Annotated in this window: 20 protein-coding genes and 1 pseudogene; 16 read left to right on the forward strand and 5 right to left on the reverse strand. The window is 64.6% G+C overall.

Translation table 11 applies throughout. The features are described from left to right. Positions 1 to 6: 6 nt before the first annotated feature. Entirely contained in the window at positions 7 to 1,194 is a 1,188-nt protein-coding gene (locus FNA67_RS07950; protein ID WP_170267248.1) for a M24 family metallopeptidase, read from the reverse strand. 134 nt (positions 1,195 to 1,328) lie between these two features. Between FNA67_RS07950 and puuE the strand changes: the two genes are divergently transcribed. Next, the gene (gene puuE, locus FNA67_RS07955; RefSeq protein WP_147655668.1) at positions 1,329 to 2,735 is read left to right on the forward strand and encodes an allantoinase PuuE; all 1,407 of its coding nucleotides are present in this window, start codon (positions 1,329 to 1,331) and stop codon (positions 2,733 to 2,735) included. Positions 2,736 to 2,762: 27 nt separating this feature from the next. On the opposite strand, the gene FNA67_RS07960 is transcribed toward puuE, so the two are convergent. After that, positions 2,763 to 3,473 carry a GntR family transcriptional regulator gene (locus FNA67_RS07960; protein ID WP_049704684.1) on the reverse strand — a complete coding sequence of 237 codons (711 nt, stop codon included), beginning with the start codon at positions 3,471 to 3,473 and terminating at the stop codon, positions 2,763 to 2,765. A gap of 226 nt (positions 3,474 to 3,699) precedes the next feature. Between FNA67_RS07960 and alc the strand changes: the two genes are divergently transcribed. Then, on the forward strand, positions 3,700 to 4,692 hold the full coding sequence (gene alc, locus FNA67_RS07965; RefSeq protein WP_147655669.1) for an allantoicase: 993 nt from the start codon (positions 3,700 to 3,702) through the stop codon (positions 4,690 to 4,692). 50 nt (positions 4,693 to 4,742) lie between these two features. On the opposite strand, the gene FNA67_RS07970 is transcribed toward alc, so the two are convergent. Continuing rightward, entirely contained in the window at positions 4,743 to 5,453 is a 711-nt protein-coding gene (locus FNA67_RS07970; RefSeq protein ID WP_147655670.1) for a GntR family transcriptional regulator, read from the reverse strand. Positions 5,454 to 5,535: 82 nt separating this feature from the next. Next, on the reverse strand, positions 5,536 to 6,285 hold the full coding sequence (locus tag FNA67_RS07975) for an aspartate/glutamate racemase family protein (RefSeq protein ID WP_147655671.1): 750 nt from the start codon (positions 6,283 to 6,285) through the stop codon (positions 5,536 to 5,538). Between the two features lie 508 nt (positions 6,286 to 6,793). On the opposite strand from FNA67_RS07975, the gene FNA67_RS07980 reads away from it, so the two are divergent. The 14 genes and pseudogenes from FNA67_RS07980 to FNA67_RS22070 all read left to right on the forward strand — a co-directional run bounded on the left by FNA67_RS07980 (position 6,794) and on the right by FNA67_RS22070 (position 22,727). Then, positions 6,794 to 8,362, forward strand: coding sequence for an ABC transporter substrate-binding protein (locus tag FNA67_RS07980; RefSeq protein WP_170267250.1), 1,569 nt, complete (start codon positions 6,794 to 6,796; stop codon positions 8,360 to 8,362). 11 nt (positions 8,363 to 8,373) lie between these two features. Beyond that, the gene (locus FNA67_RS07985) at positions 8,374 to 9,417 is read left to right on the forward strand and encodes an ABC transporter permease (RefSeq protein WP_049704688.1); all 1,044 of its coding nucleotides are present in this window, start codon (positions 8,374 to 8,376) and stop codon (positions 9,415 to 9,417) included. Next, positions 9,414 to 10,268 carry an ABC transporter permease gene (locus tag FNA67_RS07990; RefSeq protein ID WP_147655673.1) on the forward strand — a complete coding sequence of 285 codons (855 nt, stop codon included), beginning with the start codon at positions 9,414 to 9,416 and terminating at the stop codon, positions 10,266 to 10,268. The genes FNA67_RS07985 and FNA67_RS07990 overlap by 4 nt, the downstream gene beginning before the upstream one ends. A 1-nt stretch (position 10,269) precedes the next feature. Then, positions 10,270 to 11,286, forward strand: coding sequence for an ABC transporter ATP-binding protein (locus FNA67_RS07995; protein ID WP_244616535.1), 1,017 nt, complete (start codon positions 10,270 to 10,272; stop codon positions 11,284 to 11,286). 3 nt (positions 11,287 to 11,289) lie between these two features. Continuing rightward, positions 11,290 to 12,108 (forward strand): ATP-binding cassette domain-containing protein, encoded by an 819-nt coding sequence (locus FNA67_RS08000; protein WP_147655674.1) that lies wholly within the window; start codon positions 11,290 to 11,292, stop codon positions 12,106 to 12,108. A gap of 17 nt (positions 12,109 to 12,125) precedes the next feature. Continuing rightward, complete coding sequence (locus tag FNA67_RS08005) at positions 12,126 to 13,214, forward strand: sugar phosphate isomerase/epimerase family protein (RefSeq protein WP_147655675.1); 1,089 nt, start codon at positions 12,126 to 12,128, stop codon at positions 13,212 to 13,214. Between the two features lie 266 nt (positions 13,215 to 13,480). Then, positions 13,481 to 14,431, forward strand: a complete 951-nt coding sequence (locus FNA67_RS08010; RefSeq protein WP_049704692.1) for a sugar-binding transcriptional regulator — start codon at positions 13,481 to 13,483, stop codon at positions 14,429 to 14,431. A 149-nt stretch (positions 14,432 to 14,580) separates the two neighbouring features. Beyond that, positions 14,581 to 15,891 carry an ABC transporter substrate-binding protein gene (locus tag FNA67_RS08015; protein WP_147655676.1) on the forward strand — a complete coding sequence of 437 codons (1,311 nt, stop codon included), beginning with the start codon at positions 14,581 to 14,583 and terminating at the stop codon, positions 15,889 to 15,891. A 103-nt stretch (positions 15,892 to 15,994) separates the two neighbouring features. Further along, positions 15,995 to 16,864: a carbohydrate ABC transporter permease gene (locus FNA67_RS08020; protein WP_049704694.1), complete on the forward strand. Its 870-nt coding sequence runs from the start codon at positions 15,995 to 15,997 to the stop codon at positions 16,862 to 16,864. A gap of 188 nt (positions 16,865 to 17,052) precedes the next feature. After that, positions 17,053 to 17,880, forward strand: a complete 828-nt coding sequence (locus FNA67_RS08025; RefSeq protein ID WP_049704696.1) for a carbohydrate ABC transporter permease — start codon at positions 17,053 to 17,055, stop codon at positions 17,878 to 17,880. Between the two features lie 11 nt (positions 17,881 to 17,891). Then, positions 17,892 to 18,893 (forward strand): ABC transporter ATP-binding protein, encoded by a 1,002-nt coding sequence (locus FNA67_RS08030; protein ID WP_147655677.1) that lies wholly within the window; start codon positions 17,892 to 17,894, stop codon positions 18,891 to 18,893. Between the two features lie 17 nt (positions 18,894 to 18,910). Beyond that, a complete protein-coding gene (locus FNA67_RS08035; RefSeq protein WP_147655678.1) occupies positions 18,911 to 20,389 on the forward strand; it encodes a mannitol dehydrogenase family protein in 1,479 nt (492 codons plus the stop codon). A gap of 67 nt (positions 20,390 to 20,456) precedes the next feature. Further along, positions 20,457 to 21,008: pseudogene (locus FNA67_RS22245) on the forward strand (HAD family hydrolase); the annotation flags it as partial. Between the two features lie 75 nt (positions 21,009 to 21,083). Beyond that, entirely contained in the window at positions 21,084 to 22,727 is a 1,644-nt protein-coding gene (locus tag FNA67_RS22070; RefSeq protein ID WP_170267395.1) for an FGGY-family carbohydrate kinase, read from the forward strand. On the opposite strand, the gene FNA67_RS08045 is transcribed toward FNA67_RS22070, so the two are convergent. Continuing rightward, positions 22,717 to 23,460: a ribonuclease activity regulator RraA gene (locus FNA67_RS08045; protein ID WP_147655680.1), complete on the reverse strand. Its 744-nt coding sequence runs from the start codon at positions 23,458 to 23,460 to the stop codon at positions 22,717 to 22,719. The genes FNA67_RS22070 and FNA67_RS08045 overlap by 11 nt on opposite strands. Positions 23,461 to 23,467 lie beyond the last annotated feature (7 nt).

A 23,467-nucleotide genomic window follows, 5' to 3' on the forward strand; every position in this document is an offset into this window, starting at 1 on the left:
CGCAGACTAGCCGAGAACGGCAAGTCCGCGCGGGTACCTTGTCAGCCATTCCGCGCCGGTTTCGGTCACGACAGCCGCGTCTCCGGCGCAGACGTGGCCTAGCCCGGGCAGGTTGTAGTTGGGGTGAATTTCCACCACCTGCCCCACGCTCAGTAGCGGTCCCTGTGCATCCAGCCGCTTGTCGCGAGAGGCGCTGAGCGCGTAGGCCAGCGGCGGGTCGCTGTAGTCGAGCCCGAGCTGGTGGCATGACTGAAACCGGAAGGGATCGGTTTGGCGCGTATAAGGGCAATTGGCGTCGATAAGGCCCTCCAACACATCGCTGATCAGGTGTGCAGGCTTGCCCGGCGCCATCACGGCCAGAGCCGCATCCTGGATGCCGATGAGCGTCTCTGCCGCCTTTGACAGATCGCGGCTGGGCTCACCCAGGATCGCCATGCGCAACCCTTGCGTGAAATGCCCTTCAACACAGACTGTCGTCCCGAGCTGCACCCGGTCGCCCGGCGAAATGGTGCTGGCCAGCTCGAAATACTCGAAGCTGGTGATAGGCGGGTTCGGGCCAACTGCAAGCCAGAGCCTGGCGCTTTCCGCCTCCAGGGCGCGGCCCGCAAACTCCACTTCCGCCATGAGGCGCGCCGGCGTCATTCCCGGCTCCACAGCTGCCTGGAAGGCGCGCGCGATCATCAGATCCGAGATCCGGGACGCTTCGCGTTGCAGCGCAACATCGGCGGGATGGACGATTTCCCGCAGTTTATGTACGGCCGCATCGACATCGATCAGTCGCGGCAGCCTGGCGACGATGTTGCGCTCTATCCGAACGGGGAGGTCAGGACGGCCCGCGAGGCCGATCGGAGCATCCTCACGGATCCCCAATTCGTCCAAAGCCTGCGCGATGCCCGCCCCGAAATCAGCCGCCTGCCGCACCTCGGCCATCGTCGACACCCTGGCCCTGAACATGCGTTTCTCGTTCGAGCCAGGCCCGAAGGCGATGGGCCGCCCCTGCGCCGGAATGAGCAGCGCCACCGCGCCGTTGAAAGTCGAATAGCCAAGGAAGTAAGCGGTATTGCCGCCGCTTTGACCCGCTCCGCCGGCGCGTGAGGCGGAGCAAAGCACGAGAGCAGCGAGGCCGCGTTCCGCTGCCAGGTCGCGCGCTCTTTCGATCCGTTCCTCAAGAACTTCCTGTGGAATGACCATCATCTCGCTCTCCCTCATGATCGGATACAATGAATGTAGATTATGTATCAGAAAATGGATTGAGCAAGGTCCAAATCTGTGGAAGAGCTACAGGACCCAGGCGCCTTCGGTGTGCCGGTCCTGTCCAGGAGAATTCAATGCGCTATCCCCGCAACATGCGCGGCTATGGAGCCGATACGCCTAACGCGAACTGGCCCGGAGGCGCCAACGTCGCCGTGCAGTTCGTCCTCAACTACGAGGAGGGCGGGGAGAACAACATCCTTCACGGCGATGCGGCCTCCGAGGCGTTTCTCTCCGAAATTCCGGGAGCTGCGCCCTGGCCCGGCCTGCGCCACTGGAACATGGAATCTGTCTACGAATACGGTGCCCGGGCCGGTTTCTGGCGCCTGCACCGGCTCTTTACCGATCTCGATGTGCCCGTCACCGTATATGGCGTCGCCACAGCGCTCATGCGTGCGCCCGAGCAACTGCGTGCCATGCAGGATGCTGGTTGGGAAATCGCAAGCCACGGCTACAAGTGGGTCGAGCACAAGGACATGCCGCCCGAAACCGAGCGCGAGCAGATCGCTGAGGCCATACGCCTCCATGCCCTGGCCACTGGATCGCGACCGACAGGCTGGTACACAGGCCGCTGCTCGGTCAACACCGTCGATCTGGTCTCGGAAGCCGGCGGGTTCGACTATATCTCGGACACCTACGACGACGATCTGCCCTATTGGCGCGAGCACCAGGGCAAGGCCCAACTGATCATTCCCTACACGCTCGAGGCCAATGACATGCGCTTCGGCACACCTAACGGTTTCAATTCCGGCGATCAGTTCTACAGCTACCTCAAGGACACCTTCGACTATCTCTACGAGGAAGGGGCGGCCGGGCGTCCCAAGATGTTCTCGATCGGTCTTCACTGCCGCCTCGTCGGCCGCCCCGGCCGCGTCGCCGCCCTCAAGCGATTCATCGAGTATGTGCAGAGCCACGACCGGGTCTGGATCGCCAGGCGCATCGACATTGCCCGGCACTGGACCAGGGAGCATCCCTACCGCAAGCCTCGCCTGGTCCCGTCCCAGTTGGAAAAGGCCGCCTTCATCGAGACGTTCGGTGGCGCTTTCCGCAATGGCCAGTGGATCGCCGAACGGGCCTGGGGTGGCGAACTGGGACCGGTAAACGATAGTCCCTACGGCTTGTTCTTCGTGTTGCGCACTCAGTTTCGCGCCGGAACCGACGCGGAGAGGTTGCATGTCCTGGAGGGCTATACCGAGCTCAACAACCGTATCGAGGCAGCCAGGATCGTGGCGGACGAGAGCGAGGCCGAGAGCCTCGATGCCATGACCGCCGGTCAGAAGGCGCGGCTGCTGGAGCTTCTCGACGCCTATACAGACAAATTCGGCTTCGGCGTCATCTTCGCAGTGCGGGATTACACCACGGCCTCGCTTCTGGCGTCCCTCGAGCTGCGCACGGCGAGCGATCGGGAAACCGAGATGGCCGTGACTTTCCGCGAGGTGGAGCGGCTTGCTCAATTGCAGGTCGAGGCGGCTTTCGCCCGGTGAGGTGGGGCAGGGCTCTGCCCCAAACAATCAGGCGTAGCGCGCCAGGATTTCGCTCAGATTGCGCTCGGTGCGCTTGGTCTGGCCGATGTTGGCGCGCTCGAACACCTGTTGCAGGTGCTCGACGATCGCCGTTCCCGCGGCCTTGGAGTCGCGGGCGCGCAGAGCCGCCAGTACCGCCGCATGTTCATCGACGCTGCAATCGGATTCCTGATGAGTGCTATGCTGCGCCAGGATCAGCGAAGTGCGCGAAATCAGCGACTTGAGAAAGCCTGCCAGCACTTCGTTGCCCGCCATGCGGGCGGCAAGAAGGTGGAATTCGCCCGAAAGCAGGATCGCTGCCGCATGGTCGTGTGCATCGGAGACCTTGTGCTCCTTGTCCAGGTGCGCCTCGAGGGCCGCGATCTGCTTGTCGGTGATGACCGTGGCGAGCTTTGAAAAAATCTCGCGCTCGATGGCGTTGCGCGCTTCAAACACCTGACGCGCTTCCTCGGGGGTCGTGCTGGCCACGAACGCTCCGCGATTCTGGCGAAACTCGACCAGCGACTCCGTGTGCAGCCGGTTCAGCGCGGCGCGAACGATGGTGCGGCTTACCGAAAACAGCGAACCGATGGATTCCTCGCTCAGCTTGGTCCCCGGCATCAGCTCCTGGGCCAGTATCGCCTGGAACAGCGCCTGATAGATCGCGTCGATCCGCGATCCGCTCTTGTCGTCGAGTTCACCGTTGGAAGCCTTGGCCATTTCCCCACACCCAACTCATTGATGCACTGCACTGGTGCATCGTGCCCAAAAGTTCTGCATCTCAATTGCCCCGCCAAGCCCCGGAAAACAAGGAAAATACGATTCGCGCAGAGTTTTTTGAGGCAGATTGGCGTGCTTCTGCGTTCGCCGTACGTCGCCCGTCGGTTTGACAAAATGGATACGATATGATCATTGATCGTATGCATATTACGATGTGGAGTTGCCGATGGCTGATCTTCCCCCCTTTGCCCGCAATGCGGTGAACCTGGCTTCTGCGGGGCTGGGTGCCCGGGCGCTGTTCGCCACCGACGATTTCTTCGCCGAGGTCGGGCGGATGTTGGCCGATGCACCGGCGGTGTTCTACCCCGACAAGTACGACGATCACGGCAAATGGATGGACGGCTGGGAGAGCCGCCGCAAGCGCGGGCCCGGGCACGACTATGCCGTGGTCAGGCTCGCCACCGCCGGCGTCATCCGCGGCTTTGACATCGACACCGCCCACTTCACCGGCAACTACCCACCCGCTGCCCGCATCGAGGCCTGCGACGTGCCGGGCGAGCCCGACGACAAGACCGCCTGGACCGAGATCCTGCCCATGACCCCGCTAGGACCCTCGGCCCACCACTATCTCGAAAGCCGCTCGGCCCAGGTCTGGACCCATGTGCGCCTGCACATCTACCCCGATGGCGGGGTGGCCCGGCTGCGCGTCTTCGGCGAGCCTCATATCGATGCCGCCGCCCATGCCGGCAAGCTCATCGACCTGGCCTCCGGCCTCAATGGCGGGCACGTGGTGGCCTATTCGGATGCCCATTACGGCGCCTTCGGTCGGCTGCTGGCCCCGGGCCGCGGGCTGGACATGGGCGATGGCTGGGAGACCCGCCGCCGCCGCGTGCCGGGCAATGACTGGATCATCATCGCGCTGGGCGCGCGCGGGATCGTGGAAAAGGTCGAGCTCGACACCGCCCACTACAAGGGTAACTTCCCCGACAGCGCCTCGATCCTGGCCGGCGAGATGCCGGCGGGCAGCGACGCGCTCGAGGAGGCGGTGGTGACCTCCTCCATGTTCTGGCCCGAGCTCCTCCCCCAATCCAGGCTCCAGGCCGACCACATCCATGTCTTCGAAGCCGTCAACGCCACGGGCCCCGTGACCCACATCCGGCTCAACATCTTCCCCGACGGCGGCATTTCCCGCGTCCGCATCTGGGGCAAACTCGCCTAGGAAACCAACGCGGCGGGGATGGACATGCTATTCTCGCTGATCTCTCGGCCTCAGGAGTATTGTGCTAGGACCTCCTGAAGGCCCCGCGCGGGGCGCTTCGGCTCCAGCAGGTTGGAGCGCTCTAGCACGTGCTGCAGATGGTTGCCGATCGCGGCGATCGCGGCTGCCGGATCGCCTGTCTTGAGAGCCTCGACGATCGTCAGGTGCTCATCCACGCTGCAATCGGACTCCTCGTGCCGTCCATGCTGCGCCAGGATCAGGGACGTGCGCGAGATCAGCGACTTGAGGAAACCTGCAAAGACCTCGTTCCCGGCCATCCCGGCCGCAAGCAGATGAAACTCGCCCGACAGCAGGATCGAACCCGGCGCGTCCTCCCTCTCGTTCGCCTCGCGTTCCTTGCGGATATGATCGGACAGCGCAGCGATCTGCGCCTCGGTGACGTTCTGCGCCAATAGCGCAACCACTTCCCGTTCGATGCAACTGCGGGCCTCGAACACCTGTCGGGATTCCTCAAGGCTGGGGCTAGCTACGAATGCGCCCCGGTTCTGTTTGAATTCGACGAGCGATTCTGTATGCAATCGATTGAGTGCCGCGCGCACAATCGTGCGACTTGCGTCGAAAAACGAGCCAATGGTCTCTTCGGAAAGCTTGGTGCCGGGCAGCAGGTCCTGGGCGAGGATGGCGCGAAAAAGCGCCCGATAGATCACATCAATGCGGGAGGTTCCGGCCTTGTCGGGAGGCGTTTTGGCTTTGCCGGGCATCTCGAATCTCGCCCACGGATTGGATCATATAGATGATACAATTTAATGCACGATGCCCAAGCGCAAGGCAATGCCTTTGCAGTCAGTGGGCGCTGCTGGCCTGCAGCGGTGGTTGCACAGACCCCGAAAATGCGTCCGTCAGAGCCGGAGAAAGTCCGGTCGTCTCGCCCTTCGATCCATTCGTTGGCAAGGCGCGTCCTGAGGTGGCGAGCCGGATCGCCTTGCGTACGCCCGCGCGATGCGGGTCGAGAACCGGGACAGGGGAGGTGGCGATCACCTGGGGCAGGGCGGGAATGAGGCCGGCTCCGCCCAATACGATACGACTGGCGCCCACTTCGCGGGCTCTCGCGGAAAGGAAGTCCGCGATGCCACTCGCATCGTCGCCCGCTTTCTCCATCGAATAGACCCCGCTCACGCGGTGGCCAAGATCCAGCTTCTGCACCAGTTCGGAGAGCATCTCGCACCATACGACACCACGGGTGGCAACGATGAAGGGACCATGCTCCTCGGCCGCCGCAAGCAGCCCGGCCTCTGCGAAGCCAACTACCGGCAATCCGGTCATCTCGACCAGCGCGTCCAGTCCCGGGTCGCCGAAACAACCCAGGATGATGGCGTCAGGCGCTGCGCCTTCGGCTATCGCCTGCGCTGCCGCGTCGAGGACGGCGTGCGCCGCAATCGCCACCGCCGCTCGCGAGGAAATGTACCGGAACCCGAAGGTCGCGGTGACGGTCTGTACTGTTACAGCCGCGCCCGCCTCGTCACGAACGAGGGCATCGATGCTTTGCGACACGCGCTGGGACGTATTGGGATTGATAACGAGCAAGCGCGGCATCGCAGAGATCCTCGAGGACTGAGCCAGATCATGGCGTCGCCGGCCGCAGGGCCGAGTGCGCTTGCCTTGGGCTCAGCAGAGAGGGCGCTGGCCCTCCTCCGGCATCACCTGGCAATCTCGCCAATGCCAATGCGATATCACTGTATAAGATCGAGTGTCAATTTGTATCCAACATGGAATCGTTATCCGTGAATGAACTTTGGGTATGCGCGCCTCACTCGCCCATTCCCGCACGCTCTAGATGCCAAGCAGGTGGCCTGTTGTGGAGTAGATCATCCCCGGCTTCCTGGAGAAGTGATCGCGACATTCGCGGATTCGCGAGCAGGATGCGTATCTAACCTGCTGAACAATAAAGGCTTTGTTCGTATGGGAGCGATCCCGCACTTTTAAGCGCATATAGGTCAGATTTTTGTATCCATTCAAGTCAAGATCGGATACAAAATGAATGGGGAATGTCTTTGGGCTATGCGCCAAGTCATTAAGGTTTCAGACAAGGGAGTCTAGAACTATGCAAAACTTACTCTCGGCAGGCCAAACGCGCCGCCGGCTCCTCGGAACGGTTGGCGCTGTGTCGCTGGCTCTTGCTCTCGGGCTGGGCGGCGTTGCACCGTCCTTCGCTGCCGACCGGGCGCACACGATCATCGTGGGTATGGGCGGACAGATCAATACGCTCGACCCGCTGCGCGCCGACTACAACCAGACCAACACCATCATCAGTGCCGTTTACGACACGCTCGTCACCTATGACGAGACGACGCTCGTGGGGAGCCTGGCCAGCGAATACGCCTATGCGGACGACGCCAAGTCGATCGCGATCACGTTGCGTCCGGACGTCAAGTTCCACGACGGCACCATTCTCACCGCCAAGGATGTCGCCTATACGCTCGACCGCCTCAAGCGCCTGGGCACCGGCGTCGCCTCGCTGATCGATGGATACGAATCCACCACCGTCAGCGACGATGCGCACCTGACCATCAACCTGAGCAAGCCGAACACGCTGTTCCTGCCCTCGCTGAGCAAGATTTACATCGTCAACTCGGCCCTGGTCGAAGCCAACAAAGGCGCCGATGACGGGCAGGGGTGGCTGCAGTCGCACGACGCCGGTTCGGGTCCCTACGTGCTGGGCGACCAGTCCCAGGCGGTGGTGATCGACCTTTTCAAGGATTATTGGGCCCCAGAGGCCGGGCGGCCAGAATCGATCGTCTTCCGGCGCATCGATGAAGGCGCTACCCGCGTCGCTGAACTGCGGGCAGGCAATGTAGACGTCGGCTTCTCCATCCCTGATCGCGACGCGGCCGGCATGGTGAACGATCCCAGCCTCAAGGTCGTCCCGATCAACACCAGCTACCAGGCCGAGATCGTCTTCAACACCCAGGCCGGCCCGACCGCCGATCCCAAGGTCCGCCAGGCGCTGCGCCTGATCTATGACTACGAGGGCGGCCTGCGCGGCATCCGCGGCAACAACGGTGCGCTCGCAAATGGCCCGCTCCCGGCACGTCTCAACTGCCGCCCGGACCTGCCGGTCGTGCACCGCGACCTCGACCAGGCCAAGAAGCTGCTGGAAGAGGCGGGGGCGCTCGACACCACGTTCAAGATGAACTTCCAGCCGGTGTTCGAGCTCCAGAAGCAGGAGGCGACGCTCTTCCAGTCCAATGCCCGCGAAATCGGACTGAACATCGAACTCGAGCCCATCGCGTTCCCGAACTATCTGGCCTCGCTCAAGGATCCGGCTACCATCCCCTCGATGATGCTGCTCGAGGACTTCGCGCAGTTCCCCGATCCGGGCATCATGCTGGTCAAGGGCTACAAGTCCGATGCCGTCGGCACCAACCGCGCCGGCTACAGCAACCCGGAGGTCGACAAACTCCTCGACCAGGCGATCGCCACGGCCGATGATGCCAAGCGCTGCGATATCTATAAGCAAGTGCAGACCATCCTGGATGCCGACTCCGTGATGGTGGACATGTATGGCGTCTACAAGCCCGCGGTTTATCGTGTGGGTACGCTCGCGGACCTCAAGGCCAGCATGCTGGCCACGCCCGCCGAGCCGGCCGACTTCCGTCTCGCCAACCCGTAAGGGAGGCTGAAATGCTCGCGTTCCGCGCCTATTCCTGGTTCCTGGTTCGACGGCTGGGACTGACATTGTTGACCCTTTGGGGGCTGGCCTCGCTGGTCTTCCTGATGGTCAAGCTGATGCCCGGCGACGAGGCCCAGATGGCCGCGGGCGCGGACGCGTCCGCCGCCCAGATCGAGGCGGTTCGAGAAAGACTGGGGCTCGATGCCCCGGTCATCCTGCAATATTTCGGCTTCCTGGGCCGCCTCGTACGCGGCGACCTGGGAACCTCGATCGTCACCCTCCAGCCGGTCCTGAACGATCTCGAGAAGGTGCTGCCGAGCACGCTAGAGCTGGTGTTCTTCGCCATGCTGATCAACCTGGCCGTCGCCATCCCGACCGGCATCGTCGCCGCCAACCGGCAGGGCGGCATCTTCGACACCGTTTGCCGGGTGACTGCCGTGATGCTGGGCGGCATGCCCGCCTTCTGGCTGGCACTCGTCCTGCAATACCTGCTCGGCAGTGTCTGGCGCATAGTGCCCATCTCCGGGCAGTCGTCCTTCGGCATGGCGGCGCCGACCGTGACCGGGGCGACCGCCGTCGATGCCATCATCGCGCTCAACGGGCCGGCCTTCCTCGATGCCCTGCATCACCTGATCCTGCCGGCCGCCGTCCTCGCCGCACTTTTCGCGACCCAGGTCTTCCGCACCTTACGCGCTTCCCTGCTTGGGGTGCTGCGCAGTGACTTCATCACCGCCATCCGCGCCAAGGGCGCATCCTCGCGGCGCATGCTCGTCCGGCATGCCTTGCCCAACAGCCTCAACCCGGTGCTGACTCTGTCCGGAACGCAGGCCGGCGCCATGATCGGCTCGGCGGTGCTGGTGGAAACCGTCTTCGCCCGCCAGGGCATCGGCGCCTACATGTTCAACGCCGTCGCCCAGAAGGACAGCTTCGCCGTCCTGGGTTCGGTGATGTTCATAGGCACGGTCGTGTGCCTGGTGAACCTGGCGGTCGACATCCTGCAACTGCTGGTCGATCCGCGCATTCGCGCCGCTCAACTCGGGAGCCAGACCCAATGACCGCTCCAGCCATCGCCGCGCCGGCGGCCCGCCCGGGCCTGCGCCTGAGCCCCTTTGAAATCTTCGTCGTCGCGCTTGTCGCGTTCCTGCTCGCTATCGCGCTGTTCGGACCGCTGGTGGCGCCGGACAGCGTCTACAGGTCCGATATCGCCAATTCTCTGATGCCGCCGAGCTTCGACCACTGGTTCGGCACGGACGATCAGGGGCGCGATGTCTTCTGGCGGTTGATCGTCGGCGCCCAGACGACGCTCCTCTCTGCCTTCCTCGTCGTGACCCTCTATTCGCTGATCGGGGTCACCATTGCCACCGTCGCAGCCGCCGGACCGCGCTGGCTGGACGAAACCTTGATGCGCATCACCGACATCGGGCTGGCGCTGCCCGGCATGATCGTCGCCCTCGGCTTTGCCGCCGCCATGGGCCCCAGCCTGCAATCGGCCGTCATCGCCATGGCAATCACTGGCTGGCCCATCACCGCCCGCATGCTGCGCGGCATCATGCGCCAGACCATGGAGGCCCAGTTCGTGGCCGGAGCCCAGGTGCTGGGCGTTTCCAAATGGCGTCTGATGACCAAGCACGTCCTGCCGAACTCACTCGACGTGCTGATCGTCAAGTGGGCCGGTGACGTGGGGACGACCGTGCTTGTGCTAGCCAGCCTTTCGTTCATCGGCGTGGGCGCGCAGCCGCCGAGCGCGGAGTGGGGCGCCACCATTGCCAGCGCCCGGGGCTTCGTCTCGACCGCCTGGTGGACTGTCGTCGCGCCGGGCGCCGCCGTCGCCATCACCTCAATCGCCTTCGGCCTGCTGGGTGACATCATCCAGGTGCGCCGCGATCCGTCACTGAGGGGGAACTGAGATGCAGATCGTGCACCCCATGCCCGCCATGCCCGAACCCACCCCGAAATACGCCCCGCTCGTCACAGCCAGCGGCTTGACCGTGGACATGCCGCTCGGCCGCGACGGGAACAGCGTGCGCATCGTGGACAATATCGATTTCTCCATCGGGGTCGGCGAGCGCGTCGCCCTGGTGGGCGAGTCGGGATCGGGCAAATCGCTGACAGCCCGCGCCCTGATGCGCCTCGACCGGCTTGCCCGCCTGTCGGGGCGCATCGACTTCGACGGCCAGGACCTGCTCAAGCTGAGCGAGCGGGAAATGACCCGCTACCGCGGCAGCGCCATCGCCATGGTCTTCCAGGACCCGATGAGCTTTCTCGATCCGCTCATGACCATCGGCGACCAGGTTGCCGAAACCTTGCGCATACGCGGGGTCGGCAAGGCCGAGGCACGCAAGCGGGCGCTGGCGGTTCTCGATGAACTGGGCGTGGACCGGGCTGCCGAGCGGCTCGATGCCTATCCTCACGAGTTCTCGGGCGGCATGCGCCAGCGCGTGGTGCTGGCCATGGCGCTGGTCGGCGAGCCGCGGCTGCTGATTGCGGACGAACCCACCACGGCGCTCGATGTGCGCGTGCAGGACCAGGTGCTGGACCTGCTCGACGACGTTTCCGCGCGCCGCGGACTGGCGGTGCTATTCATCACCCATGATCTGGGGGTGGTCGCCGGCTTCGCCGAGCGCGTGATGGTGATGTACTCGGGCCGCATCGTCGAGGACGGGGAGGTCGAGCAGGTCTTCGCCCATCCGAAGCATCCCTACACACGAGGGTTGATCAAGGCCGTGCCGCGCATCGACCAGGACCTGCACAAGCTCTACGCCATTCCCGGGGCCCCGCCGCCGCCATTGGCGCGGCCAAGCGGCTGCCCGTTCCATCCGCGCTGCAGCGAGAGTTTCGATCGCTGCGTGAGCGAGTTGCCGGCCGTCCTCAATGTCGGTGGCGAGCGCGTCGCCTGCCATCTGCACGACCCGCTGCGAGTGTGAGCCATGCTGCTGAAGATCGACCGCATCTGCAAATCCTACGCCGCGTTCCCCAACCCGCCGACCCGGGTGCTGCATGAGGTTTCGCTGAGCATCAACCACGGCGAGGCGCTCGGACTGGTGGGAGAGTCCGGTTCGGGCAAATCAACCATCGCCAAATGCCTCCTCGCGCTGACCAAGCCGGAGGAAGGCTCGATCACCTATGACGGGATCGACGTGATCCACCCCAAAGGCGAAGATCTGCGCCGGTTCCGGCGCGAGGTGCAGATGGTGTTCCAGGACCCCTACGGCAGCCTCAATCCCCGCATGACGGCGGAGGAACTGATCGGGGAGGGGCTTCTCGTCCACAAGCTGGAGAGCGGCGCCCAGGCGCGGCGCACGCGGGTGGCCGAGATGATGGAAATGGTCGGCCTCAACCCCGACGACATGGATCGCTACCCGCGCTCCTTCTCCGGCGGGCAGCGCCAGCGCATTGCCATCGCCCGGGCCCTCGTCATCCGGCCGCGCATCCTCGTCTGCGACGAGCCCGTGGCGGCGCTCGATGTTTCCGTCCAGGCCCAGGTGATCAACCTGCTCCAGGATATGCAGCGCAAGCTCAACCTCGCCATCGTCTTCGTCGCCCACGACCTGGCAGTGGTCAGGCATCTTTGCGAGAACATCGTGGTGCTGCACAAGGGCGTGGTGGTCGGGCGCGGAACGCGCGAGGAGATCTTCGGCAATCCGCAGAACGCCTACACCCAGGCGCTGCTCGCCGCCGTCCCGGTTCCCGACCCCGCCATCGGCCGCGCCCGCCGCGCGCAGCGCCTGGCCCAAACCACCAACTAGACCACGAGGAGACCCCGATGCGTATCGGTGTTGATGGCCGCAAGATCCCGGAAGCCGCCAAGCGCGGCCCGGTAGCCAGCTTCGATCATGCCCGCGACCTTGGCATGGAAGGACTGTTCTTCCGCACCGTGCTCGACATGAGCCCGACGCTCGATGCCGGCTATCTCGGCGAGATCAAGCAACGCGCCGACGAATTGGGCATGTACCTGGAAACCGGCCTGGGCAAGGTGAACCCCTATGCCACGCCCGAAGCGCCCGAACTGCGGCTGATCGGGGACGGGGACATCGTGGCCGGCTTCCGCCGCATGATGGAGGCCTGCGCCGCCATCGACTGCCGCGAGCTCTGGGTGGCCACGGCCAACTACAAGCCGGCCTTCACAGGCCGTTTCGCCTATGACCGTTTCCGCACCGACGTGAGCTGGAGCGAACAACTGGCCGCGACCGCGCGCTTCCTCAAGAAGCTGGCGCCCATCGCACGTGACCTGGGCATCCACCTCAACCTCGAGACGCACGAGGAGATCACCTCGTTCGAACTGGTGCGGCTGGTCGAGGAGGTCGGGCCCGACGTGACAGGCGTTGTCTTCGACACCGCCAACGTGCTCCAGCGCGGCGAACACCCGGTGTGGTCGGCGCGGCGGCTCGCGCCCTATGTGCGCCAGTCCCACGTCAAGGATGCGCTCATCGCCTATGACGGGGCAGTGCTCGACTTCCAGATGCGCCCGTGCGGGGGTGGGGTGGTCGATTTCCGCGCCATCCTGCCGATCCTGGCCGAGGCCAATCCGGATCTCAACCTCTCCATCGAGAACTACGAGTCCTTCACCGATCGTCCGCGCAACCCGCCCAAGATGATCATCGAGATCGCCGATCCGGCCTGGCTTGAAGGCCACCCCGACCTCTCGGTCGAGGAATATGCGGCCTATCTCGAAATGGTGCAGGACTATGCCAAGCGCATCGCCTCGGGCGAAGTGCCGGACCGCGAGACCTTCGCCAAGTGGGCGGTCGAGAATTACCACTATGACGAGACGGTCAAATACATCCAGCAAAGCGCAGCGCATATCCGGGGGATTTGCGAGGACCTCAACCTGCCGCTGAAGCGTGCCGCGTAGAAAATAACACAGTAATATCAGCGAGTTACGAGAGATTGATGGTGACCTATGGTCGCCCCAATCGATAAAATTTGAAAACATTTCCGGTGATCGTGCGCGGCTTTTCGCGTTGCAGTTGCGCGGCAGGGTGAAAAGCGCAATAGCTTGCGCATACGGTGATGATCCGCCGAGGGCGCGCCCGGAATAATTCGCGGCGCGTCAACAAAAGTCTTGCGGGCAAAAGCTCATTGATTGAGTATCCGCTCGGACTACCGGGGTGGATACGAATGGCGTCACGACAGGACAACGCAACGCGGCTCGACGATGCAGCGCGCGCAGGCTGGCTTTACTACGTCGCCGGCAACACCCAGGAAGAGATCGCCAGCAAGCTGGGCATCTCGCGCCAATCCGCGCAGCGATTGGTATCGTTGTCGGTAAGCGAGGGGTTGATCAAGGTGCGGCTCGATCACCCGATCGGGCGCTGCATGGACCTGGCAACGCGCCTCCTGGCGCGCTATCCGCTCGACCTGGTCGAAGTGGTGCCGAGCGACCCGCAGAACCAGTCCACTACGATCGGTGTCGCCGAAGCGGCCGCCGCCGAGATCGAGCGGCGGCTCAAGTCCGACGAGCCCATCATCATGGCCATCGGCACGGGGCGTACGCTCAAGGCCGCCATCGAGCGGCTGCCGCCTATGGACGCGGGCCAGCACAAGATCGTCTCGCTGACCGGCAATATCGCGCCGGACGGCTCGGCGCACCTCTACAACGTCATCTTCAACATGGCCGAAACCGTCAAGGCGCGCAGCTTTCCGATGCCTTTGCCGGTCATCGCGTCCTCTGCGGCCGAGCGCGAGCTGCTGCACGGCCAGACGATGATCCGGGCAACCCTCGACCTGGCCGCCAGGGCCAACGTCACCTTCGTGGGCATCGGCGACCTGAGCCCCAATGCGCCCCTCTACCTCGACGGCTTCATCACCGAGAACGAACTCAAGGCCCTCCAGAAGGCGGGCGCCGTAGGAGAGGTGGTCGGTTGGGCCTTCGACAGCCAGGGCCGCCTTATCGAGGGCCTCACCAACGAGCGCGTCTCGAGCGCGCCGCTGCCGTCGCGCGAAACCTCGCTGGTGGTGGCTTTGGCCAAGGGCGAGAGGAAATTGCCCGGCATCCGCGCCGCCATCGCCCGACGCTTCGTCAACGGGCTCATCACCGACGAATTGACCGCCGAAGCCCTGCTTTCCTGAGCCTGGGCGCCCACCGGCTCCCATCGATCGCCATGGATTGATCCACTACCAGGCCGGTTGCGCTCGCGACCGGCTTGACTCTTTTTGTGCGCGGGATGAGTATTTGCTCATCACAGAAGCAAATGCTCGTTTGTGATGGGAGGAAATCGATGAAACTGACACCAGTTCTGGTGGGCGCGCTCGCATTCTCGGCGCTCATCAATTCCGCTTCCGCCGAGACGCTGACCATCGCCACCGTGAACAACGGCGACATGATCCGCATGCAGAAGCTGACCGACGACTTCACGAAGGCAAATCCGGACATTCAGCTCGAATGGGTGACGATGGAGGAGAACCAGCTCCGCCAGAAGGTCACCACCGACATCGCCACCAAGGGTGGCCAGTACGACATCGTGACCATCGGCACCTACGAAGTGCCGATCTGGGCCAAGCAGGGCTGGCTGCTCTCGCTGGACGACCTGGGCGCGGACTACGACGTCAACGACCTGCTGCCCCCGATCCGCGCGGGCCTGAGCCTGGACGGCAAACTCTACGCCGCCCCGTTCTACGGCGAATCCTCGATGGTGATGTATCGCAAGGACCTGATGGAAAAGGCCGGGCTGACCATGCCCGACGCGCCCACCTGGGACTTCATCGCCGACGCCGCCCGCAAAATGACGGACCGCGCCAACGACATCAACGGCATCTGCCTGCGCGGCAAGGCCGGCTGGGGCGAGAACATGGCGTTCCTGACGGCCATGTCCAACTCCTTCGGCGCGCGCTGGTTCGACGAACAGTGGCACCCTCAGTTCGACCAGCCCGAGTGGAAGGATACGCTCCAGTTCTACGTCGACCTGATGAAGGACGCCGGCCCGGCCGGCGCGTCCTCGAACGGGTTCAACGAGAACCTAGCGCTCTTCCAGTCCGGCAAGTGCGGCATGTGGATCGACGCCACCGTGGCCGCCTCGTTCGTGACCAACCCCACGGACTCGACCGTTGCCGACAAGGTCGGCTTCGCTCTGGCACCCGACAAGGGGCTGGGCAAGCGCAGCAACTGGCTCTGGGCCTGGTCGCTGGGCATCCCGGCGAGCTCCACCAAGGCCGACGCGGCCAAGAAGTTCGTGGCCTGGGCCACCTCCAAGCACTACATCGACCTGGTCGCTTCCAAGGAAGGCTGGGCCAACGTGCCTCCGGGCACGCGCGCCTCGCTCTACGCCAACCCGGAATACCAGAAGGCCGCGCCTTTCGCGAAGATGACGCTGGATTCGATCAACTCGGCCGATCCGACCAATCCGACCGTCAAGCCCGTGCCTTATGTGGGCGTGCAGTTCGTGGCCATTCCCGAGTTCCAGGGCATCGGCACGACGGTGGGCCAACTGTTCTCGGCGGCGCTTGCCGGCCAGTCCTCGGTGGATGACGCCCTCAAGCAGGCCCAAGACGTGACCACCCGCGAAATGACCAAGGCCGGCTACATCAAGTAGCCCATCCCTGGAGCCGTCCGACCCCGCTGCCCCCTTCGGGGCCGGACGGCAACCCTATCGGCTTTCCAGATCGTCACCGGCGTGAATCGGGAGGATATACGCCATGGCTACGTCGCAGACGCGCACGCTCGCGCGCTTCATGCTCGCACCCTCGGTGGTCGTGCTTCTTGTCTGGATGATCGTGCCATTGGCGATGACGCTGTGGTTCTCGTTCCAGAACTACAACCTGCTCAATCCCATCACGAGCTTCGCCGGCTGGACAAACTACTATTACTTCCTGACCGACCCGGCCTTCCTGCAGTCGATCCTGAACACCATCCTGCTCGTGGGCGGCGTGCTGCTGATCACGGTGATCGGCGGCATCCTGTTCGCGCTGCTGCTCGACCAGCCCATCTTCGGGCAGGGGATCGTGCGCATCCTCGTCATCTCCCCGTTCTTCGTGATGCCGACGGTGGCGGCATTGGTCTGGAAGAACATGATGATGAACCCGGTCTATGGGATCTTTGCCCATATCGCCAAGTTCTTCGGGCTCCAGCCGATCGACTGGTTCGCCCAGTTCCCGCTGTTCTCGATCATCCTGATCGTGGCCTGGCAATGGCTGCCGTTCGCCACGCTGATCCTGCTGACCGCGCTCCAGTCGCTGAGCGAGGAGCAGAAGGAGGCCGCCGAGATGGACGGCGCCAACGCCATCAACCGCTTCATCTATATCGTGCTGCCGCACATCTCGCGCGCGATCACGGTGGTGATCCTCATCCAGACCATCTTCCTGCTGGGGGTCTTCGCCGAAATCCTCGTCACAACCAATGGCGGGCCCGGCTACAACTCCACCAACCTCGCCTTCCTCGTCTACCGCACGGCGCTGCTCAATTTCGATGTGGGCGGGGCGGCGGCCGGCGGCGTGGTCGCGGTGATCCTCGCCAATATCGTGGCCGCCTTCCTGATGCGGCTCATCGGGAGGAACCTGGATGCGTGAGGACGATGGAATGCGGGATCAGGCGATGTTGCTCACCCCCCTCCCAACCTCCCCCGCAAGGGGGGAGGTGCTGACCGTGGGTGTTGAGCGCTTCGTGTTCCAGCAACTGGATCGAAACACCTCCCCCCTTGCGGGGGAGGCTGGGAGGGGGGTGAGCCCCGGACGACGCCACAGGGGAGGACGCTGACATGGCCCGCGCAGTTTCAACGCAGCGCAAGATCGGTTTCACTGTCCTCGCCTGGTTCCTGGCGCTGCTGATCTTCTTTCCGATCCTCTGGACGGTGCTGACCAGTTTCAAGTCCGAAGCGGAGGCGATCGCTTCTCCGCCCACCCTCATTCCAAACTGGACGCTCGAGAACTACTTCGAGGTGCAGGCGCGCTCGGACTATTTCCGGCACTTCGGCAACTCGGTGATCATCTCGGTGGGCTCGACCCTGCTGGCGCTGCTCATCGCCGTGCCGGCCGCCTGGTCGATGGCCTTCGCGCCGGCCAAGCGCACCAAGGACATCCTGATGTGGATGCTCTCGACCAAGATGATGCCGGCGGTCGGCGTGCTGGTGCCGATCTACCTCATCTTCCGCGACGCGGGGCTGCTCGACAACGTCTGGGGGCTGACGGTCATCCTGATGCTCATCAACCTGCCGATCGTGGTGTGGATGCTCTACACCTACTTCAAGGAAATCCCGGTCGATATCCTCGAAGCGGCGCGGATGGACGGCGCCATCCTCTGGAAGGAGATCGTCTACGTGCTGGTGCCCATGGCGGTGCCGGGCATCGCCTCCACGCTCCTGCTCAACATCATCCTCGCCTGGAACGAGGCCTTCTGGACGCTCAACCTCACCGCCGCCCGTGCGGCGCCGCTGACCGCGTTCATCGCCTCATACTCGAGCCCGGAAGGGCTGTTCTGGGCCAAGCTTTCCGCCGCATCCACGCTCGCCATCGCACCCATCCTGCTGCTCGGCTGGTTCAGCCAGAAGCAACTCGTGCGCGGCCTGACGTTCGGCGCCGTCAAATAAGGGGGACTGCAATGGGTTCGATCACGCTCGACCACGTCAACAAGACCTTCGGCGGCCACCAGGTCATCCCGGACATTTCCCTTTCCATCGAAGACGGCGAGTTCGTTGTCTTCGTGGGGCCCTCGGGTTGCGGCAAGTCAACGCTCCTCCGGCTGATTGCCGGACTCGAGGACACCACTTCGGGCACTATCAGGCTCGACGGCGTGGACATGACCGACTCGCCGCCCGCCAAGCGCCAGCTCTCGATGGTGTTCCAGTCCTACGCGCTCTATCCGCACATGAGCGTCTACGACAACATCGCCTTTCCCCTGAAGATGGCGAGCATGGACAAGGCGACCGCCGACGCCAAGGTGCGCGACGCGGCGCGCATCCTCAACCTCACCGACTATCTCGACCGCAAACCGCGCCAGCTCTCGGGCGGCCAGCGCCAGCGCGTCGCCATCGGCCGCGCCATCGTGCGCCAGCCCAAGGCGTTCCTGTTCGACGAGCCGCTCTCGAACCTGGATGCGGCGCTGCGCGTCAACATGCGGCTCGAGATCACCGAACTCCACCAGCAGCTCAAGACCACCATGATCTACGTCACCCACGACCAGGTCGAGGCCATGACCATGGCGGACCGCATCGTGGTGCTCAACGCGGGGAGGGTGGAGCAGTTCGGTTCGCCCCTCGAACTCTATCGCCACCCGGCCAACCGGTTCGTCGCCGGCTTCATCGGCTCCCCCAAGATGAATTTCATCGAGGGCCCGGAGGCGGCCAAGCACGACGCCCACGCCATCGGCGTGCGCCCCGAGCATTTTGCGATGTCGCGAACGGAAGGCACCTGGAAGGGCAAGGTCGGGGTTGCCGAACATCTCGGTTCCGATACGTTCCTGCATGTGCAGGTGGAAGGACTGGGTCTGCTCACGGTCCGCGCCCCCGGCGAGCATACATTCGAACACGGCGACGACATCTACCTGACCCCCGAACCAGACCGCATCTACCGTTTCGACCGCGACGGACAGGCGATCCCCTGACCGACCGGAGGAGTTCCATGACCACCAAGCTCAACCAGGCCAACCTGCCGGCCATCGCAAACCGGGCCGCCGTGCCGCAATACGATCGCGGCGCGCTCAGGGCCGGCATCCTGCATTTCGGCGTCGGAAACTTCCACCGCGCCCACCAGGCCGTGTACCTGGACGACCTCTTCAATGCGGGCGGGAGCCTGGACTGGGCCATCGTGGGAGCGGGCGTGCGTCCGGCCGACGAGGACATGCGCCAGAAGCTCAAGGTGCAGGACTGGCTGACCACGGTCGTGGAACAGGAGGCGGACCTCTCCCGGGCCAGGGTGACGGGAGCCATGGTCGACTACATCAAGCCCGGCGACATCGAGGCGACCCTCGAGATGCTGGCGAACCCGGCCATCCGCATCGTCTCGCTGACGATCACCGAGGGCGGCTACTATATCGATCCGGCCAGCCAGCAGTTCGACCCCACCCATCCCGACATCGTGGCCGATGCGTACAATATTGCCGCGCCCCGCACCGCGTTCGGGCTGATCCTGGGCGGGCTGATGCGGCGGCGCGACGCGGGCGTCGATCCCTTCACGGTCATGAGCTGCGACAACATTCCGGGCAACGGGCACGTGACTCAGAACGCGGTAGCCGGGCTTGCCGCGCTCATCGATCCGCTGCTCGCCGCCTGGGTGCACGAGCACGTTGCCTTCCCCAACTCGATGGTCGACCGCATCACCCCGGCCACATCGGCGCGCGAGCGCGAGATGCTGGAAAAGGATTTCGGCATCGAGGACAACTGGCCGGTCTTCTGCGAAGCCTTCAAGCAATGGGTGCTCGAGGATCATTTCCCCTCCGGGCGGCCCGCGCTCGAAAGGGTCGGCGTGCAGTTCGTTCCCGACGTGGCGCCGTTCGAGCTGATGAAGATCCGCATCCTCAACGGCGGGCACGCCACCATCGCCTATCCGGCCGCGCTCATGGATATCCATTTCGTCCATGAGGCCATGGAGGAGCCGCTGGTGCGCCGGTTCCTCGAAAAGGTCGAGCGCGAGGAGATCATCCCCATCGTGCCGCCGGTGCCCGACACGAGCCTGGATGAATATTACGAACTCATCGACCGGCGCTTCTCCAACCCCAAGATCGGCGACACCATCACCCGGCTCTGTCTCGATGGCTCCAACCGCCAGCCCAAGTTCATCCTGCCTTCGGCCGCCGACCGGCTGGCGGCGGGACAGGGCGTCACGGGGCTGGCGCTGGTCTCGGCCCTCTGGTGCCGCTACTGCTACGGCGAAACCGACAGCGGCACCCCGATCGCGCCGAACGATCCGAGCTGGGACCGGCTGACAGCCGCCGCCAAGAAGGCCAAGGCCGATCCGCAGGCCTGGCTGGCGATGGGGGATATCTTCGGGCCGCTCGCCCGCAACCCCGCCTATGTTGCCGCGTTCTCCCATGCGCTCACCACGCTCTGGGAGGTGGGCACGCGCGAAACCCTTATCCGCTACCTCGAGGACAGGCTCTAGCCTTTTCGGACAGGCTCGCCGAGGCGAGCGACGCTGGCTATAAGCTGACCGGGGGAGGAACTGGCGGGTGACGATCGGCCTTATCATCTTCGACTGCGACGGCGTGCTGGTCGACAGCGAGCCGCTGGCGATCCGCGTGCTCATCGAGGCCATAGCGGCGCAGGGCATTACGCTCGACATGGCCGACGCCTATCGCGACTATCTCGGCCGCTCGCTCGCGTCGATCTCGGCGAGCCTGCACGACAGCCACGGCGAGCCACTGGGCCAGGCGGCGCTCGAAAGCATGCGCCACGATCTCTATGCGCTCTACCGCAAGGAGTTGCGGGCCAGCCCCGGGCTCAAGGAGGCGCTGGGAGCGTTGCGCATCCCGGTGTGCGTGGCCTCATCGAGCCATCTCGAACGCATCCGCATCAGCCTTGAAATCACCGGGCTCACCGATTTCTTCGAGCCGCACATCTTTTCTGCCTCGATGGTCGAGAACGGCAAGCCGGCGCCGGACCTGTTTCTCCACGCGGCAAGCGAAATGGGCGTCGAGCCGTCCCGCTGCCTCGTCATCGAGGACAGCCCGGCCGGCATCTCGGCCGCCCACGCGGCCGGCATGCGCGTCTTCGCCTATACCGGTGGCAGCCATATCGGGCCGGGCAACCTGCTGCCGCTCATCCAGGGGCGGGCGCCGACCCGCACCTTTTCGGACATGCGCGAATTGCCCCGGCTCGTCGCCGAACTCGATGCCGCCGACCGGGCGCTGCTGGTGGCGGTGGACGTGGGGACGGGAAGCGCACGGGCCGGCGTTTTCACGCGCGAGGGAAAGCTCCTGGGGCGCGCCGAGCAACCCATCGAGCTGCACTGGCCCGACGCAAACCACGCCGAACACAGCTCCGAGCAGATCTGGGCCTCGGCCTGCATCGCGGTGCGCAATGCGCTGGCGCTGGCCAAGGCCGATCCCACCCAGGTGGTGGGCCTGAGCTTCGACGCCACCTGCTCGCTGGTGGTGCGCGACAAATCCGGGCATCCCTTGACCGTGGCTGCGGACGGGAACGACCACTGGGACACCATCGTCTGGTTCGACCATCGCTCGCTGGCCGAGGCCGCCGAGTGCACCGAAACCGGGAACCTGGTGCTGGACTATATCGGCGGGGTGATGTCCCCGGAAATGCAGGTGCCCAAGCTCATGTGGCTCAAGCGCAACCTGCCGAAGACCTGGGAGAAGGCCGGCTATTTCTTCGATCTGGCCGATTTCCTCACCTGGAAGGCCACCGGCTCGCTGGCGCGCTCGCAATCGACGCTCGTCTGCAAATGGACGTTCCTTGCACACACCCGGCCGGGCTGGCAGTCGGAATTCCTCGAGGCCGTGGGCCTGGACGACCTGGTCGAGCGCGGCAGCCTGCCCGACGCCGCCAGCCCCGTTGGCAGCAGCGCCGGCACATTGACGCGCGAGGCGGCCGAGGCCCTGGGGCTGACCGAGAACTGCCGCGTCGGCATCGGCCTGATCGATGCCCATGCGGGGGCGCTCGGGGTGCTCGGCGCTTTCGCCGGTGACGAGGACACGCTCGACCGCCATCTCGGGCTCGTGGCGGGCACCTCCAGCTGCGTCATGGCGCTCAGCGGCGAGCCGCGTCCGATCCCCGGCGTCTGGGGGCCTTATTACGGGGCGGTGCTGCCGGGTGCCTGGCTCAACGAGGCCGGCCAATCAGCGGCAGGCGCGGTGCTCGACTACGTGCTGCGCGCCCATCGAGCGGGCGGCGAACCGACCGCTGCGCTCCACAAGGCCGTGGCGGACCGGATCGTGCAATTGCGCGAGCGCGAGGGCCCGGCCATGGCCGGACGCCTCCATATCCTCCCCGATTTCCACGGCAACCGCTCCCCGCAGGGCAACCCGGACGCGCTGGGCGTGATCTCGGGGCTGACGCTCGACACCGACTTCGACAGCCTATGCCGGCTTTACTGGCGGGCTGCGGTGTCGATCGCGCTGGGGCTGCGCCATATCCTGGACACCCTGGGCGAGCGCGGCTATTCGACCAAGACGCTTTACGTGACCGGCGGGCACGTCCACAGCAAGCTGCTCATGGAACTCTATGCCGACGTCACCGGCTGCGAGATCGTGGTGCCCGATTCCGACGCCGTGCTGCTGGGAACCGCGATGGTGGCGGCAACGGCGGCCGGGCTCTATCCCTCGCTTAACAAGGCGGCGGTCGCCATGCACCGGGACGGGCCGGTGCGCCTGCCCAACCCCGAAGCCAAGCCGCGATACGACCGCGACTACCGGGTTTTCCGCGAGATGATCCGCCACCGAGACGCGATAGACGCCATCGATCGCGAGCAGAACCTCAAGCCTTGACCGGATTGAGCTTGCGCCACTCCTGGTATTCGCCCTGCGCGTCGGCGTGGAGCGGGTAATAGCGCTGGAGCGGGGCGCCTTCCATCAGCTTCATGCGCGAGAAGTCCTCCCACTCGTGGTGCTCCTGCGCCTTGGCGATGACTTCCTCGGCCAGCCGGACGGGCAGCACCACGGCGCCATCGTCATCGGCCACGATGATATCGCCGGGGATCACCGTCACCCCGCCGCAGGCGATGGGGACGTTGACAGCGAAAGGCATGAGCCCGGTCTGGGTGTGGAAATTGGGCGTCCAGCCGCGCACCCAGAGCGGCAGGTCGAGCTTCTTGAGGTTGGGGTAGTCGCGCAGGCACCCGTCGATGACCATGCCGGCCCCGCCGCGCCCCTTGAAATAGGTGGACATCATGTCCCCGAAGACGCCCGCAGTCATGTCGCCGCGCGCGTCGACCACGACGATGTCGCCTTCCTCCACGTGATAGAGGACATGGCGATGGAGCTGCTTTTCGGGGTCGGTATATTCATCCTCCCCGTAAAGATCCTCGCGCTTGGGCATGAACTGGAGGGTGAGGGCAGGGCCGACGATGGCCTTGCCCTTGTTCCAACTCACCGGCCCCTGGATGTGGGGATTGCGGATGCCCATGTGGCCGAGCGTGCCCGCGACGGTGGCGGCGCCGATATCCCTGAGCGCCTCGATGATGGCCCTGGGCGGGCGGGTGATGCCGGGTGTGTGCGTCATGGCGATC

This window comes from Youhaiella tibetensis, assembly GCF_008000755.1.
GTDB lineage: Bacteria > Pseudomonadota > Alphaproteobacteria > Rhizobiales > Devosiaceae > Paradevosia > Paradevosia tibetensis.